The 16640-nt window shown below is 72.6% G+C and carries 14 protein-coding genes; 4 read left to right on the forward strand and 10 right to left on the reverse strand.

The genetic code is table 11. The annotated features are described in order from the left end of the window. Window positions 1-61: 61 nt before the first annotated feature. The 4 genes from tkt to pgl all read left to right on the forward strand — a co-directional run bounded on the left by tkt (window position 62) and on the right by pgl (window position 5951). A complete protein-coding gene (gene tkt / locus ACERUJ_RS11160; protein ID WP_370248596.1) occupies window positions 62-2161 on the forward strand; it encodes a transketolase in 2100 nt (699 codons plus the stop codon). Between the two features lie 222 nt (window positions 2162-2383). Then, window positions 2384-3490, forward strand: a complete 1107-nt coding sequence (gene tal / locus ACERUJ_RS11165) for a transaldolase (protein ID WP_370248597.1) — start codon at window positions 2384-2386, stop codon at window positions 3488-3490. A gap of 5 nt (window positions 3491-3495) precedes the next feature. Next, window positions 3496-5166 (forward strand): glucose-6-phosphate isomerase, encoded by a 1671-nt coding sequence (pgi, locus tag ACERUJ_RS11170; RefSeq protein WP_370248598.1) that lies wholly within the window; start codon window positions 3496-3498, stop codon window positions 5164-5166. After that, window positions 5163-5951, forward strand: a complete 789-nt coding sequence (gene pgl / locus ACERUJ_RS11175; protein ID WP_370248599.1) for a 6-phosphogluconolactonase — start codon at window positions 5163-5165, stop codon at window positions 5949-5951. Before pgi ends, pgl begins: the two co-directional genes overlap by 4 nt. Before the next feature lie 24 nt (window positions 5952-5975). On the opposite strand, the gene ACERUJ_RS11180 is transcribed toward pgl, so the two are convergent. The 10 genes from ACERUJ_RS11180 to uvrC all read right to left on the reverse strand — a co-directional run bounded on the left by ACERUJ_RS11180 (window position 5976) and on the right by uvrC (window position 16620). Beyond that, window positions 5976-7616 carry an ABC-F family ATP-binding cassette domain-containing protein gene (locus tag ACERUJ_RS11180; protein WP_370248600.1) on the reverse strand — a complete coding sequence of 547 codons (1641 nt, stop codon included), beginning with the start codon at window positions 7614-7616 and terminating at the stop codon, window positions 5976-5978. Between the two features lie 42 nt (window positions 7617-7658). Next, the gene (locus ACERUJ_RS11185; protein WP_370248601.1) at window positions 7659-8018 is read right to left on the reverse strand and encodes an RNA polymerase-binding protein RbpA; all 360 of its coding nucleotides are present in this window, start codon (window positions 8016-8018) and stop codon (window positions 7659-7661) included. Window positions 8019-8070: 52 nt separating this feature from the next. Continuing rightward, complete coding sequence (gene secG / locus ACERUJ_RS11190) at window positions 8071-8307, reverse strand: preprotein translocase subunit SecG (RefSeq protein WP_036546316.1); 237 nt, start codon at window positions 8305-8307, stop codon at window positions 8071-8073. A gap of 30 nt (window positions 8308-8337) precedes the next feature. Next, on the reverse strand, window positions 8338-9162 hold the full coding sequence (gene tpiA, locus ACERUJ_RS11195) for a triose-phosphate isomerase (protein WP_370248602.1): 825 nt from the start codon (window positions 9160-9162) through the stop codon (window positions 8338-8340). A gap of 6 nt (window positions 9163-9168) precedes the next feature. Further along, window positions 9169-10365, reverse strand: a complete 1197-nt coding sequence (gene pgk / locus ACERUJ_RS11200) for a phosphoglycerate kinase (protein WP_370248625.1) — start codon at window positions 10363-10365, stop codon at window positions 9169-9171. 75 nt (window positions 10366-10440) lie between these two features. After that, complete coding sequence (gene gap, locus ACERUJ_RS11205; RefSeq protein ID WP_370248603.1) at window positions 10441-11436, reverse strand: type I glyceraldehyde-3-phosphate dehydrogenase; 996 nt, start codon at window positions 11434-11436, stop codon at window positions 10441-10443. A 223-nt stretch (window positions 11437-11659) separates the two neighbouring features. Then, a complete protein-coding gene (gene whiA / locus ACERUJ_RS11210) occupies window positions 11660-12646 on the reverse strand; it encodes a DNA-binding protein WhiA (RefSeq protein WP_370248604.1) in 987 nt (328 codons plus the stop codon). A 68-nt stretch (window positions 12647-12714) separates the two neighbouring features. Next, the gene (gene yvcK / locus ACERUJ_RS11215; RefSeq protein WP_370248605.1) at window positions 12715-13707 is read right to left on the reverse strand and encodes a uridine diphosphate-N-acetylglucosamine-binding protein YvcK; all 993 of its coding nucleotides are present in this window, start codon (window positions 13705-13707) and stop codon (window positions 12715-12717) included. Window positions 13708-13714: 7 nt separating this feature from the next. Then, entirely contained in the window at window positions 13715-14638 is a 924-nt protein-coding gene (rapZ, locus tag ACERUJ_RS11220) for an RNase adapter RapZ (RefSeq protein WP_372715307.1), read from the reverse strand. Then, window positions 14635-16620: an excinuclease ABC subunit UvrC gene (gene uvrC / locus ACERUJ_RS11225; RefSeq protein WP_370248606.1), complete on the reverse strand. Its 1986-nt coding sequence runs from the start codon at window positions 16618-16620 to the stop codon at window positions 14635-14637. The genes rapZ and uvrC overlap by 4 nt, the downstream gene beginning before the upstream one ends. Window positions 16621-16640 lie beyond the last annotated feature (20 nt).

Consider the following 16640-nt stretch of genomic DNA (forward strand, 5'->3'; position numbering starts at 1 on the left):
GGCTACTGACCGGTACCGAGCCGGTGTCGGATCCACCACGCTCGTGAGTAGGCTCAGATCCATGATCCCGGAGCTGGACTGGACCGAGCTCGACCGCCGTGCGGTCGACACCGCACGCGCGCTGGCGATGGACGCCGTGCAGAAGGTGGGCAACGGCCACCCGGGCACGGCCATGAGCCTCGCGCCGGCCGCCTACCTGCTGTTCCAGAAGGTGATGCGGCACGACCCGTCGGACCCCGACTGGATGGGTCGCGACCGGTTCGTGCTCTCGTGCGGGCACTCCTCGATCACTCTCTACACCCAGCTCGTCCTCGGCGGCTTCGGTCTCGAGCTCGCTGACCTCCAGGCCCTGCGCACCTGGGACAGCAAGACCCCCGGGCACCCCGAGTTCGGCCACACCGCCGGCGTCGAGGTCACGACCGGCCCGCTGGGTCAGGGCATCTCGAACGCGGTGGGCATGGCGATGGCCGCCCGCCGCGAGCGCGGCCTGCTCGACGCGGGCGCCGCCGAGGGCGACTCCCCCTTCGACCACCACGTCTACGTCCTGGCCTCCGACGGCGACCTGCAGGAGGGCGTCAGCGCCGAGGCCTCCGCCATCGCCGGCGTCCAGGAGCTCGGCAACCTCACCGTCGTCTACGACGCGAACCGCATCTCGATCGAGGGCGACACCGACATCGCCTTCACCGAGGACGTCGCGGCCCGCTACGAGGCCTACGGGTGGCACGTGCAGACCGTCGACTGGACCAACGGCGGCACGGAGTACACCGAGGACGTGCCTGCGCTTCACGCGGCGCTCGCCGCGGCCGACGCCGTGAGCGACAAGCCCTCCATCATCGTGCTGCGCACGATCATCGCCTGGCCGGCCCCGAACGCCCAGCACACCGCGAAGGCCCACGGCTCCGCCCTCGGCGACGAGGAGGTCGCGGCCACCAAGAAGGTGCTCGGGCTCGACCCCGAGCAGCGCTTCGAGGTCCCTGAGGAGGTGCTCGCGCACACCCGCGGCCTCGTGACCCGCGGCAAGGAGCAGCACGCCGCCTGGCAGGAGCAGTACGACGCCTGGGCCGCCGCGCACCCCGACGAGCTCGTCGTCCTCGAGCGGATGCGCCGTCGCGCCGTGCCGGACGCCGCGATCGCCGCCGTGCCGGTGTTCGAGGCCGACGCCAAGGGCATCGCCACCCGCGCGGCCTCGGGCAAGGTCATCAACGCGATCGCCCCGCACATGCCGGAGCTGTGGGGCGGCTCGGCCGACCTCGCGGAGTCGAACAACACCACGATCTCCGACGCGCCGTCCTTCCTGCCGAAGAACCGCTCCACCGACGAGTGGGACGGCGACCCGGCCGCCGGACGCGTCCTGCACTTCGGCATCCGCGAGCACGGCATGGGCGCCATCCTCAACGGCATCACCGTGCACGGCGGCACCCGCGTCTTCGGCGGCACCTTCCTCACCTTCTCCGACTACATGCGCGGTGCCGTGCGCGTGGCGGCCCTGATGAAGGCGCCCGTCATCTACGTGTGGACCCACGACTCGATCGGCCTCGGCGAGGACGGCCCGACCCACCAGCCGGTCGAGCACCTCGCCGCCCTGCGCGCGATCCCGGGCCTGGACGTCGTCCGCCCGGCCGACGCCAACGAGACCGCCGCCGCCTGGGCGGCCACGCTGCGTCACACCGACCGGCCGATCGCGCTGATCCTCACCCGCCAGGCGGTGCCCACCTTCCCGAGGGGCACCGACGGCTACGCCACCACCGAGCACGTCGACAAGGGCGGCTACGTGCTGCTCGACGCCGAGGGCGGCGAGCCCGAGGTCGTCCTCATCGGCACCGGTTCGGAGGTGCAGCTGGCCGTGGCGGCCCGCGAGCAGCTGGCCGCCGAGGGCGTGCGCGCCCGCGTCGTCTCGATGCCCTCGTGGGAGTGGTTCGAGGAGCAGACCCAGGCCTACCGCGACAGCGTGCTGCCGCCGCAGGTCAAGGCCCGGGTGGCGGTCGAGGCCGGCATCAAGCTCGGGTGGCGCGAGTACGTCGGCGACCACGGCCGCATCGTGAGCATCGACCACTACGGCGCGAGCGCCGACGGCGCCACGCTGTTCCGCGAGTTCGGCTTCACCCCCGAGGCCGTCACCCAGGCCGCTCGCGACAGCATCGCGGCCGCCGCACGAGGCTGAGGCGTCTGGGCGGGCCGCCGACCCGGCCCGCCCCGCCGACCTCGCCGCCGCAGCACCGAAGCACCGCAGCACCCCCGCACCACCCGGTCACCGCCCCGCTCCCGGCGTCGACTCCCCCGGCCTCCCTCACCCGTGCGGACGCCGAGCCGGTTTCGAGATCGCCTCGAGGGGCACCGCGACCTGGACCGCCCCACCCCACCGCGAACCCCAGGAGGACCCCCCATGACCGACCGACTCAAGGCGCTCGCCGACGCGGGCGTGTCGATCTGGCTCGACGATCTCTCGCGTGAGCGCATCGAGACCGGCAACCTCGCCGACCTCGTCGCGAACAGCTCGGTCGTCGGCGTCACCACCAACCCCACGATCTTCGCCTCCGCCATCTCCGACGGCGAGCGCTACGACGCGCAGGTGCGCTCCCTGGTCGCCGACGGCACGGGCGTCGACGACGTGATCTTCGCCCTCACCACGGACGACGTGCGCAACGCGTGCGACGTGCTCGCGCCGCTGGCGTCGTCCACCGTGCACGACGGGCGCGTCTCGATCGAGGTCGAGCCCGACCTGGCCAACGACACCGACGCGACCATCGCCTCGGCGAAGAAGCTGTGGGCTGCCGTCGACCGCTCCAACGTGCTCATCAAGATCCCCGCGACCCTCGAGGGTCTGCCGGCCATCACCGCCGCCATCGCCGAGGGGATCAGCGTCAACGTCACGCTGATCTTCTCCACCGAGCGCTACCGCGCCGTGCTGGACGCGTACCTGACCGGGCTCGAGCAGGCCAAGGCCGCCGGCATCGACATCAGCACCATCCGCTCGGTCGCCTCGTTCTTCGTCTCCCGCGTCGACACCGAGATCGACGCGCGCCTGGAGAAGATCGGCAGCCCCGAGGCGCTCGAGCTGCGCGGCAAGGCTGCGCTCGCCAACGCCCGCCTCGCCTACGCCGCCTTCGAGGAGGTCACCGCCTCCGAGCGCTGGCAGGCGCTCGCCGCCGACGGCGCCCAGCCGCAGCGTCCGCTGTGGGCGTCCACCGGCGTCAAGAACCCCGACTACCCCGACACGCTCTACGTGCGCGACCTCGTGGTGGCCGACACCGTCAACACCATGCCGGAGAAGACCCTCCAGGCCTTCGCCGACCACGGCGAGGTCGACGGCGACCAGGTCAGCGGCCGCGCCGAGGAGTCCCAGCAGGTGTTCGACCGCCTCCGCGAGGTCGGCATCGACGTCGACGACGTCTTCCTCACCCTCGAGGACGAGGGCGTGTCGAAGTTCAAGGCGTCGTGGACCGAGCTCGTCGAGACCGTCCAGGCGCAGATGGACCAGGCGAAGGGCTGATCCGCGTGGCCTCCCCCGCCGACCCGCGGGCGACGGCTGCGTGGGGTCGTCTCGACGACCTCGCCGCGCGCCTGTCACCCGACCTGCGCGGTTGGTTCGACGCCGACCCCGAGCGCGCCGCACGCTTCAGCCGCACGGCCGCCGAGCTCCACGTCGACCTCTCGCGCAACCTGATCACCGACGACGTGCTCGCCGCCCTGGTGCAGCTGGCCGAGGAGGTGGGTCTCACCGAGCGCCGCGACGCGATGTTCGCCGGCGAGGCCATCAACGTCACCGAGCGCCGCTCGGTGCTCCACACCGCGCTGCGCCAGCCGGCCGACGCGGTGGTGGAGGTCGACGGGCGCAACGTGGTGCCCGACGTCCACGAGGTGCTGCAGCGCGTCTACGACTTCGCCGAGCGGGTGCGCAGCGGCGCGTGGCGGGGCATCGACGACCGCCCCATCGCCACGGTCGTCAACATCGGCATCGGGGGCTCCGACCTCGGACCGGTCATGGCCTACGAGGCGCTGCGCGACATCGTGCCCGACGGCCTCGAGTGCCGCTTCGTCAGCAACATCGACCCCACGGACGTCGCCCAGAAGCTCGAGGGCCTCGACCCCGGCACGACCCTCTTCGTCGTGTCGAGCAAGACCTTCGGCACGCTCGAGACCCTGACCAACGCCCGCCTGGCCCGCACCTGGCTGCTCGACGGCCTGCGCGCCGCGGGTTCGGTCAGCGACGACGAGACCGCGCGCACGGCCGTGCAGCGGCACTTCGTGGCCGTGTCGACCGCGCTCGACAAGGTCGAGGACTTCGGCATCGACCCCGCGAACGCCTTCGGCTTCTGGGACTGGGTGGGCGGGCGCTACTCGGTCGACTCGGCGATCGGCACCTCGCTGGCGGTCGCGATCGGCCCGGAGTCGTTCGCCGACTTCCTGGCCGGCGTCCACGCGATCGACCAGCACTTCCGCGAAGCGCCGATCGAGCAGAACGTGCCGGCGCTGCTGGGCCTGCTCAACGTCTGGTACACCAACTTCCTCGGCGCGCAGACCCACGCGGTGCTGCCCTACGCGCAGTCGCTGCACCGCTTCCCGGCCTACCTCCAGCAGCTCACCATGGAGTCGAACGGCAAGAGCGTGCGCTGGGACGGCACGCCCGTCACCACCGACACCGGCGAGGTGTTCTGGGGTGAGCCCGGCACCAACGGGCAGCATGCCTTCTACCAGCTCATCCACCAGGGCACGCGCCTCATCCCGGCCGACTTCATCGCCTTCGCCACCCCCGCGCATCCCCTCAAGGACGGCGACACCGACGTCCACGAGCTGCTGCTGGCCAACTTCCTCGCCCAGACCAAGGCGCTCGCCTTCGGCAAGACCGCCGAGGAGGTCCGGGCCGAGGGCACCGACGAGGACGTTGTGCCGGCCCGCGTGTTCAGCGGCAACCGCCCCACGACCTCGATCATGGCGCCGGCGCTCACGCCAGCGGTGCTCGGGCAGCTGATCGCCCTCTACGAGCACATCACCTTCACCCAGGGCGTGGTGTGGGGCATCGACAGCTTCGACCAGTGGGGCGTCGAGCTGGGCAAGCAGCTGGCGCTGCAGATCAATCCCGCCATCACCGATGACGCCGCGCTCGCCGAGCAGGACCAGGCGACCAGGGCGCTCATCCACTACTACCGGGAGCACCGTTCGCGATGACCGAGTCGACGCAGCATCCCTCCGCCCGCCCGCCCGCCGACCGCCCCCTGCCGCTCGTGGAGGTTCACGACGACGCCGAGGCCCTCGCCACCGCGGTGGCCGGCGAGCTGCTCAACCGCATCGCCGACCTCCAGGCCTCCGGCCAGGTGCCGCAGATCGCCCTCACCGGCGGCACGATCGCGGACGCCGTCCACCGCGAGGTCGCGCGTCTTGCCGACGAGGCCGGTGTCGACTGGGGTGCGCTCGACCTGTGGTGGGGCGACGAGCGCTACGTGGCCGCCGACTCCGACGACCGCAACGCTGCCCAGGCGCGTGCGGCCTTCCTCGACGCCGTCGGGGTGCCGGCGCACCGCGTGCACGAGGTGCCGGCCACCGGCGCCGCCTGCTCGGTGGAGGAGGCGGCCCGTGCCTACGCCGCCGAGTTCGGCGAGCGCGAGCTCGACGTCCTCATGCTCGGCGTCGGGCCCGACGGCCACGTCGCCTCCCTGTTCCCACACTCCCGCCAGCTGGACGCCGACGGCGTGACCGCGGCGGTCAGCGACTCCCCCAAGCCCCCGCCCGCCCGCGTCTCGCTCACCGACCCGGCCCTCAACCGTGCCCACGTCGTGTGGCTGGTGGCCAGTGGCGAGGGCAAGGCCGAGGCCGTCGCCAAGGCGCTGGCGGAGGTGGAGGTGGAGGGCGACGATGCCCTCGACGCAGCGCTGCGAGAGACGCCCGCCCGCGGCGTCCGCGGCCGCGTGGAGACCACGTTCTTCCTCGACACCGAGGCCGCCTCGCGACTCTGAGCACGGCGCGTGGCGCCGGAGGGATCAGACCTCGCGCACCCGGCCGTCGCCGACGACGAGTCGACGGGTGGTGGCAACCGCCTTTAGCATCCGCCGATCGTGCGTGACGAGGAGCAGCGTGCCGGGGAAGGACGCCAGCGCCGACTCGAGCTGCTCGATCGCGGGCAGGTCGAGGTGGTTCGTGGGCTCGTCGAGCACCAGCAGGTTCACGCCCCGCGCCTGGAGCAGCGCCAACGCGGCGCGCGTGCGCTCCCCCGGCGACAGCGTGGACGACGCCCGCCCCACGTGGTCGGACTTGAGCCCGAACTTCGCGAGCAGGGTGCGGATCGGCTCGGGTGCGAGGTCGGGGACCTGGCGCTGGAAGGCCTCGACCAGCGGCGCGTCGTCCTCGAAGAGGCGGCGGGCCTGGTCGACCTCGCCCACCACGACGCCCGGGCCGAGGTGCGCTTCGCCGACCTCCGGCTCGAGGCGGCCGAGCAAAGCCGCCAGCAGGGTGGACTTGCCGGCGCCGTTGGGCCCGGTGATCGCGACCTTCTCGGCCCAGCCGATCTGCAGGTCGACCGGCCCCAGGGCGAAGTCGCCGCGACGGAGCACCGCCCCGCGCAGGGCGGCGGTGATCGCGCCGGAGCGCGGGGCAGCGGCGATCTCGAGGCGCAGCTCCCACTCCTTGCGCGGCTCCTCGACCACCTCGAGTCGCTCGATGAGGCGCTCGGTCTGGCGGACCTTGGCGGCCTGCTTCTCACTCGACTCCGCACGGAAGCGGCGGATGTTCTTGTCGGGCTCCTTGTCGATGCTGCGCCGCGCGTTGCGCACGCCCTGGGCGGCCCAGGACCGCTGAGTGGTGGCGCGCGTCTGCAGCGACGACACGGCGTCGGCGTACTGCTCGTAGGCCTCGCGGGCGTGACGCCGAGCGACCTCGCGCTCGTGCAGCCAGGCCTCGTACCCGCCGCCGTAGACGTTGATCGCGCGCTGGTGCAGGTCGAGCTCGACGATGCGGTTCACCGTGCGGGCGAGGAACTCGCGGGCGTGGCTGACGAGGACGACGGGCGCCTGCAGCCCGCCCACGAAGCGCTCGAGCCGGTCGAGACCGTCGAGGTCGAGGTCGTTGGTGGGCTCGTCGAGCAGGAAGACGTCATAGCGGGAGAGCAGCAGCGCGGCGAGGCCGGCCCGTGCGGCCTGCCCGCCCGAGAGCGAGGTCATCGGCTGGTCGAGGTCGACCGCGAGCCCCACCTCGTCGGCCACGGCCGCTGCTCGCTCGTCGAGGTCGGGGGCGCCGAGCGCCAGCCAGCGCTCCAGCGCGGTGGCGTAGGCGTCGTCCGCGCCGGGAGCCTCCGCTTCCAGCAGGGCGGTGGCGTCGTCGAAGTCGCGCTGCGCCTGGGCCACGCCCGTGCGGCGGGCCAGAAAGGCCCGCACGGACTCACCGGCGCGACGGTCGGTCTCCTGCGGAAGGTGGCCCACCGTGGCGGTGGTGGGCGCCAGCGACAACGACCCCTGCTCGGGGGCGACCTCACCGGCGAGGATGCGCAGCAGCGTGGACTTGCCGGCGCCGTTGGGACCCACGAGGCCCACGCGGTCGCCGCCGGTCACCACCAGGTCCAGGCCGGTGAAGAGCGACACGGCCCCGTGGCCGGCCGAGAGACCGCTGACCGTGAGAGTGGCACTCATCGCGATCGTGCCGTCCCTTCGCGGTCGTGGCCCGCAGGGGCCTCAGAAGATGATCTCGCCCGACTTGCGGCGCGAGCGCAGCAGCTGGATCGCCTCGTCGAGGATGACCTCGGCCTCCTTGTCGGAGCGGCGCTCCTTCACGTAGGCCAGGTGGGTCTTGTAGGGCTCGATCTTCGGCGCCGGCGGGGCGTTCTCGGAGTCGAGACCGGCCGGGAGCCCGCACTTGGGGCAGTCCCACGAGTCGGGCACGGAGGCCTCGACCGAGAACGTGATGACCGAGCGGTGGGCGTTGACGCAGAAGTACGTCACCGCCTGCCGCGGAGCGGCCTCACCGCGCTCGGCCTCGCCCATGGGGCCTGCACCGACGCGGCTGCCGCGGATCGCATTGCCTCCACCTGCCAATGGACACTCTCCTCATTCAGGGGGCCCGGGGGTCGGGCCTCGTGACGACGTTTCAGTTCTGGTAGGCGAGCAGCAGTCCGAGCGCGATCACGCACGCGAACCAGATGACGCCGATGCCCACCGTGAAGCGGTCGAGGTTGCGTTCAGCGACCGACGAGCCGCCGAGCGAGCTCGACACGCCGCCGCCGAACATGTCCGAGAGGCCGCCGCCACGCCCCTTGTGCAGCAACACCAGCAGGATGAGCAGCAGGCTCGTGATCACGAGCAGGACAGTGAGAAGCGTGGACAGCACGCGCAGGATCCTACGGTAGAACGGCGCTCAGCCGAGCACCGGCATGTCGTAATAGCGGCAGATCCCGCCGAACTCGTCGGCGTCGAGGCTGGCACCGCCGACGAGGGCGCCGTCGACGTCGGGCTGGGCCATGATGCCGGCCACGTTGCCGGGCTTCACCGAGCCGCCGTAGAGCACCCGCACCGAGGCGGCGGCATCGTCACCGAAGGTCTCGCCGACCTGCGCGCGCACCGCCGCGCAGACCTCCTGGGCGTCGTCCGGGGTGGCGACCTCGCCGGTGCCGATCGCCCACACGGGCTCGTAGGCGATCACGAGGCCGCCCACCTGCTCGGCGCTGAGGCCCGCGAGGGACCCGACGACCTGGGCACGGGTGTGGGACACGTGCTCGCCGGCCTGGCGAACCTCGAGACCCTCGCCGACGCACACGATCGGCGTGATGCCCTCACCCAGCGCGGCCTTGGCCTTGGCGGCGACCAGGGCGTCGTCCTCGGCGTGGTACTCGCGGCGCTCGGAGTGCCCGACCACCGCGTAGGAGCAGCCCAGCTTGGCGAGCATCGCGGCGGAGATCTCGCCGGTGTAGGCGCCGCCGGCGTGACGCGAGACGTCCTGCGCGCCGTAGCGGATCGAGAGCCGGTCGCCGTCGACGATGGTCTGCACGGAGCGGATGTCGACGAAGGGCGGGATGACGGCGACCTCGACGCGGCCGTAGTCGTGCCGCTTGTCCGACAGGGTCCAGGCGAGCTTCTGCACCAGGCCCACCGCCTCGGCGTGGTTGAGGTTCATCTTCCAGTTGCCCGCCATCAGCGGGGTGCGCCCGCCGGGGGCCGACGGGGCGGGGGTGCGCTTGGCCATGACGGGTCAACCTTCCAGGACGGTGATGCCGGGCAGTTCCTTGCCCTCGAGGTACTCCAGGCTCGCACCGCCGCCGGTGGAGATGTGACCGAAGGAGGACTCGTCGAACCCCAGCGCGCGGACGGCGGCGGCCGAGTCGCCTCCGCCGACCACCGAGAGGCCCGGCACCTTCGTGAGCGCGGCCGCGACCGCGCGGGTCCCCTCCGCGAAGGCGGGCTGCTCGAAGACGCCCATGGGGCCGTTCCAGAAGACGGTGCGCGCGTCGGCGAGCGCCGCGGCGAACGCCTCGCCGGAGGCGGGTCCGATGTCGAGGCCGAGGGTCTCGGCGGGGATGGCGTCGGCAGCGACCACGCGCGCCGAGGCCTCGTCGCCGAAGGAGTCGGCCACCACGATGTCGGTGGGCAGCACGATCTCGACGCCGAGCTCGTCAGCGCGCGCCTGGTAGGCGCGCACCGTGTCGAGCTGGTCCTCCTCGAGCAGGCTCGTGCCGACCTCGTGGCCCTGGGCCTTGAGGAAGGTGAACACCATGCCGCCACCGATGAGCAGCTTGTCGGCCTTGCCGAGCAGGTTGTCGATCACGCCCAGCTTGTCGGAGACCTTCGAGCCGCCGAGAACGACGACGTAGGGCCGCTCCGGCTCGATGGTGAGCCGGCGCAGGACGTCGATCTCCGCCGCGACGAGGCCGCCCATTGCGTGCGGCAGGCGCTGTGCGACGTCGTAGACGCTGGCCTGCTTGCGGTGAACCACGCCGAAGCCGTCGCTCACGAAGGCGTCGGCGAGGGCGGCGAGCTCGTCGGCGAAGGCTCCGCGCTCGGCGTCGTCCTTGCTGGTCTCGCCCGCGTTGAAGCGCACGTTCTCGAGCAGGGCGACGTCACCGTCGGCCAGGCCCGCGACGGTCTCCTGGGCCGACGACCCGACGGTGTCGGCGGCGAAGGCGACCTCGCGACCGAGCAGCTCGCCGAGGCGAGCCGCGACCGGCGCCAGCGAGTAGGCCGGGTCGGGTGCGCCCTTCGGGCGGCCGAGGTGGGCCACCACGACCACGCGGGCACCGGCCTCGGCGAGCGCGCGGATGGTCGGCACGCTGGCGCGGATGCGGCCGTCGTCGGTGATGGTGGTGCCCTCGAGCGGCACGTTGAGGTCGGAGCGGACCAGCACGCGGCGGCCGGTCACCCCCGCGAGGAACTCGGCGCTGGATGCGTTCACGGCAGTCACAGGCGGAGCGTAGCGGGGGCGGCGCCCGTCGTGGCGCGGCGGCTCACGACGGGACGGGCCCGCATCTCAGCTCCGGCCGATGTGCAGCACGAGGTCGGCGAGGCGGTTGGAGTAGCCCCACTCGTTGTCGTACCAGCCGGCCACCTTGACCTGGTTGCCGATCACCTTGGTGAGCGGCGCGTCGAAGATGCAGGACGCCGGGTCGGAGACGATGTCGGAGCTGACGATCGGATCGGTGGAGTAGCGGATGATCCGCCCGTCGGCGGCCGCACGCATGATCTCGTTGACCTCCTCCACCGAGGTGTCGCGGGCAGCCTCGAAGGAGAGGTCGGTCAGCGAACCCGTGGGGGTGGGCACGCGCAGCGCGTAGCCGTCGAGCTTGCCCTTCAGCTCAGGCAGCACGAGGCCGAGCGCCTTCGCCGCGCCGGTGGAGGTCGGCACGATGTTGAGCGCCGCGGCGCGAGCACGACGCAGGTCGCGGTGGATGTTGTCCTGCAGGTTCTGGTCCGCGGTGTAGGCGTGCACCGTGGTCATCAGGCCCTTGACGATGCCGAGACCGTCGTTGAGCGCCTTCGCCATCGGCGCGAGGCAGTTGGTGGTGCAGGAGGCGTTGGAGAGCACGACGTGCTGCGCCGGGTCGAAGAGCCCGTGGTTGACGCCCATCACGACCGTGAGGTCCTCGTTCTTGGCGGGCGCGGAGATGATGACGCGCCGTGCGCCGCCGCCGTCCACGTGGGCGCGGGCGGCGGTGGCGTCGGTGAAGAAGCCGGTGGACTCGATCACGACGTCGACGCCGAGCTCGCCCCAACCCAGGGCCGCGGGGTCGCGCTCGGCGAAGGCGCGGATCTCGACGCCGTCGACGACGATCGCCTTGTCGGTGGAGGTCACCTCCACGCCGAGCGGGCCGAGCACGGAGTCGTACTTCAGCAGGTGGGCCAGGGTCGCGTTGTCGGTGAGGTCGTTGACGCCGACGATCTCGATGTCGACGCCGGCGGCTCGCACCGCGCGGAAGAAGTTGCGGCCGATGCGGCCGAATCCGTTGATGCCTACGCGCACGGTCACTGGGGGTGGCTCCTTCGTCGCCGACGCGGTGGCGCCGGATGGTCTCGGGTGGGTCGAGGCGCACTTGTGACGCAGGTCATGCGGTCACAACGCCGACACTAGCCCTCCGGTACCCACCGGGCACGTGACGATCCCGCGATACGGGCAAGTAACAACATGATCGAAGGCAAAACAACATTGCGCGACGCGCGGGAGCGGTCCGAGGGCCGCGGACACCGTCGGCTCAGGCGTCGCCGGCGAGCATCTCGGGCGTCAGCGACGCCTCGGTGTCAGGGATGCCGAGGTCCTCGGCGCGCTTGTCGGCCATCGCGAGCAGACGTCGGATCCGCCCCGCGATCGCGTCCTTGGTGAGCACCGGCTCGTGCAGCTGGCCGAGCTCCTCGAGGGAGGCCTGCTTGTGCTCGAGGCGCAGCTCGCCGGCCATCTTGAGGTGGTCGGGCACCTCCTCGCCGAGGATCTCCATGGCGCGGGCCACGCGGGCGCCGGCCGTGACGGCGGCGCGCGCGGAGCGGCGCAGGTTGGCGTCGTCGAAGTTGGCCAAGCGGTTGGCGGTGGCGCGCACCTCGCGGCGCTTGCGCCGCTCCTCCCAGGCCATGAGCGACTCGTGGGCGCCGAGCCGGGTGAGCAGCTGGCCGATCGCGTCGCCGTCGCGGATGACGACGCGGTCGACGCCGCGCACCTCGCGCGCCTTGGCGCCGATGCCGAGGCGCCGCGCGACGCCGACGAGGGCGAGCGCCGCCTCCGAGCCGGGGCAGGTGACCTCCAGCGACGAGGAGCGGCCGGGCTCGGTGAGCGAGCCGTGGGCGAGGAAGGCCCCGCGCCACGCGGCCACCGCGTCGCACGCACCGCCCGACACCACGGCGGGGGGCAGGCCGCGCACGGGTCGTCCGCGCTGGTCGAGCAGGCCGGTCTGGCGGGCGAGCGCCTCACCGTCGCGCGCGACGCGCACGATGTAGCGACTGCCCTTGCGCAGGCCGTTGCCCTGCACCATCACGACGTCGGAGCTCTGACCGTAGATCTCCGCGATGTCGCGGCGCAGGCGGCGCGCGGCGGCACCCGTGTCGAGCTCGGCCTCCACCACGATGCGTCCGCCCACGATGTGCAGGCCGCCGGCGAAGCGCAGCGTCGAGGCGACCTCCGCCTTGCGGCAGCAGGCCTTGGTGATGGGAGTGCTGGCCAGTTCCGCTTTCACCTGAGCCGTCATCGCCATGCGGCTGATCCTGCCACGCCGGTCAACAACCCTCGCAGCCCGGGCGGTGGGGCCGCGAGGCGGTCGGCTCACCCCGCGGCGAAGATCCGCGCGTAGGCGCGAGCCAGCTTCGTCGCGTCATGACGGGGCGTGCCGTCGTCGGCGGCGACGTCGTCGAGCACGAGCCGAGCGCCGATCGCGGCGACCGTCTCCTCGAGGTCGGCCAGTCCGTCGCCCACGCTCCGTCGATCGGCGAGCACCGAGTGGATCTCCAGACCGGGAGCGTGCTCGACGAGCGCGGTGAGGTGGTCGGCCGGCGCGAACCCCCCGGTCTCCCCCGCCTGCTCCTCCAGGTTGAGGACGACGACCAGCCGCGCCGCCGTGCGGCTCAGGGCGGCCCGCAGTGCGGGCACCATGAGGTGCGGCAGCACGGAGGTGAACCACGACCCCGGGCCGAGCACGGCCCAGTCGGCATCCTCGATGACCTGCAGCACCGCGGGGCTGACCGCGGGCTCGGCGGGCTCGAGCGCGATCGAGGTGATGACGCCGTCGGTGGTGGCGACCTCCACCTGGCCGCGCACCTTGGTGAGGGCGTCGGGGTCGGTGGGGTCGAGGCCGCGCACGTCGGCGGTGATGTCCATCGGTTCGAGGGCCATCGGCAGCACGCGGCCGCGCGCGCCGAGCAACCGGCCGACCCAGTCGAGGGCGTCGACGTGGTCGCCGAGCAGCTCCCAGAGGCCGACGATGAGCAGGTTGCCGACGACGTGGCCGCGCATCTCACCGTCGCCGGCGAAGCGGTGCTGCAGCACGCGGGCCCAGGTGTCGCCCCACTCGTGGTCGCCGCACAGCGCGGCGAGCGCCATGCGGAGGTCGCCGGGCGGCAGCACGCCGAACTCGCCGCGCAACCGGCCGGAGGATCCGCCGTTGTCGGCCACGGTGACGACGGCGGTCAACTGGTCGACGGTGAGGTCGTCGAGCAGCTGCCGCAGCGCGCTGAGGGAGCCGAACAGCCCGTGGCCGCCGCCGAGGGCCACCACGGACTGGGCGCGCTGCTCCGCGCCCGGCTGCGCCGGGGTCGTCATCGCGCGCTCACTCGCGCCCGAGGTCGCGGTGGATGGCCCGCGCGGCGTGACCGCGCTCGCTCAGGCGGCGTGCGATCTCCTCGCTCATCGCGACGCTGCGGTGCTTGCCGCCGGTGCAGCCGATCGCGACCCGCATGAAGCGCTTGCCCTCGCGCAGGTAGCCCTCGCCGACGCCGAGCAGCAGCGGCACGTACTGGTCGAGGAACTCCGCGGCGCCGGGTCGCGTCTGCACGTACTCGGCGACGTCGCTGTCGCGGCCGGTGTGGCTGCGCAGCTCGGGGATCCAGAACGGGTTGGGGAGGAACCGCATGTCGGCGAGGTAGTCGGCGTCCACCGGGATGCCGTACTTGAAGCCGAAGCTGACCACGGTGACCTTGAGCGAGGTGCCCTGCGGGGTGCCGAAGGCGGCGGCCACCCGCTCGGTGAGCTGGTGGACGTTGAGCGCCCCGGTGTCGATGACGAGATCGGCCTCGCCGCGCAGGTCGGCCAGGACCGCCCGCTCGCGGGTGAGACCGTCAAGCAGGCGGCCGGTGCCCTGCAGCGGGTGGGGACGCCGCGCGGCCTCCTGGCGGCGCACGAGGACCTCGTCGGGGGCGTCGAGGAAGAGCAGGGTCGTGCGACGCGAGGGCACCCCCTGGGCCAGGTGGGTGCGCAGCGCGGCGAAGAACGAGCCCGACCGGACGTCGACCACGACGGCGAGCCGCTGCGCGGTGCCGTGGGCCTGGTCGATGAGGCGCACGGCGTCGGGGAGCAGGCTGGGCGGGAGGTTGTCGACGACGAAGAAGCCGAGGTCCTCCAGCTCCTTGGCCGCGGTGCTGCGTCCCGCGCCGGTCATGCCGGTGACGACGACGAGCTCGCCCTGCGGCTGCGCCGGGCGGTCGCCGCTCGGCGGGTCGGGGACGACGGTGAGGACGGGGGGCTGGTCGCTCACGACTCGACGATCTCTCCGGTGGCGGTGTTCACGGCGACAGTCTGCCCGCTCCCGGACGCCGCGGTGACCGCATCCTTGATGGCCGCCGCCGTGCGCGGCCCGATGCCCGGCACCCGGGCGATGTCCTCGACGTCGGCCTCGCGCAGCCGCTTGAGGGAGCCGAAGTGGGTCATCAGGGTCTTGCGCCGGACCTCGCCCAGGCCGGGGACGTCGTCGAGCACGCTCTCGACCATGGTGCGCGAGCGACGGCCGCGGTGGTGGGCGATGGCGAAGCGGTGCGCCTCGTCGCGCACCCGCTGGAGCAGGTAGAGGCCCTCGGAGGACCGCGCGAGGATGACCGGGTCCTCCTGGCCCGGCAGCCACACCTCCTCCAGCCGCTTGGCGAGCCCGCACACCGGGACGTCGTCGATGCCGAGCTGGTCGAGCGCCTGCTGGGCGGCTGCGACCTGCGGCGGGCCGCCGTCGACGACGACCAGGCCGGGGGCGTAGGCGAACTTGCGCGGGCGGCCGGTCTCGGGATCGACCAGCAGCGGTCCCCCGCCCTCGCCCTCGCGGACCTCGGAGGTGGCCTGCTCGTCGAGCAGGCGCCGGAAGCGTCGGGTGATGACCTCGTGCATGGAGGCGACGTCGTTCTGGCCGTCGACGCCGCGGATGACGAAGCGCCGGTACTCGCCCTTGCGGGCCAGTCCGTCCTCGAAGACCACCATGGAGGCCACCACCTCGGTGCCCTGCAGGTTGGAGACGTCGAAGCACTCGATCCGCAGCGGTGCCTCGTCGAGGTCGAGCGCGTCGCGGATCTCCTCCAGGGCGCGGTTGCGGGTGGTGAGGTCGCTGGCGCGCTTGGTCTTGTGCAGCGCCAGCGACTGGGCCGCGTTCGTGGCGACCGTCTCCTGCAGCGTGCGCTTGTCGCCGCGCTGGGGCACCCGGATCTGGACCTTGCTGCCCCGCAGCTCGCCCAGCAGCGACTCCAGCGTCTCGGCGGCCGGCGGCAGCTCGGGCACCAGGATCTCCTTCGGCACCGACTCGGGGTCGCCGGCGTAGAACTGGAGCACGAAGTCCTCGACCAGCTCGGCGGTGGTGCCGTCGGTGACCCGGTCGGCGACCCAGCCGCGCTGGCCCCGGATGCGGCCGCCGCGCACGTAGAAGATCTGCACCGCGACCTCCAGCGGATCCTCGGCGAGGGCGATGACGTCGGCGTCGGCGCCGTCGCCGAGCACCACCGCCTGCTTCTCCAGCGCCCGCTCGAGGGCGCCGAGGTCGTCGCGCAGCCGGGCGGCCCGCTCGAACTCGAGGTCGTCGGAGGCCTGGTACATCTCGCGCTCGATGCGCTTGAGGAACGGCCGGGTCTGACCGGCCATGAAGGAGCAGAAGTCGTCGACGATCCGGCGGTGCTCCTCGGCGCTGACCTGGCCGACGCACGGGGCGCTGCACTTCTCGATGTAGCCCAGCAGGCACGGGCGTCCGACCTGGGCGGAGCGCTTGAAGACCCCGGCGCTGCACGAGCGCATCGGGAAGACCCGCAGCAGGATGTCGACGGTCTCGCGGATCGCCCAGGCATGGCTGTAGGGGCCGAAGTAGCGGGTGCCCTTGCGCTTGGCGCCCCGCCCCACCATCACCCGGGGGAACTCCTCACCGACGGTGACCGCCAGCCAGGGGTAGGACTTGTCGTCGCGGTACTTGACGTTGAAGCGGGGGTCGAACTCCTTGATCCAGGAGTACTCCAGCTGCAGCGCCTCGACCTCGGTGTTGACCACCGTCCACTCCACGCCCGCCGCGGTGGTGACCATCGTGGCGGTGCGGTGGTGCAGGTTCGCGACGTCCTGGAAGTAGCTGGACAGGCGGGACCGCAGGTTCTTGGCCTTGCCGACGTAGATGACGCGGCCGGCGGCGTCGTGGAAGCGGTAGACGCCGGGTTGCGTGGGGATCGACCCCGGCTCCGGCCGGTAGGACGACGGGCCTCGGGAGGAGCGGGACGACGGCACCCGTCCACCCTAGGAGGTCC

Origin of the sequence: Nocardioides sp., assembly GCF_964228225.1 — a bacterium.
In the GTDB taxonomy this organism is placed as follows: Bacteria; Actinomycetota; Actinomycetes; order Propionibacteriales; family Nocardioidaceae; genus Nocardioides.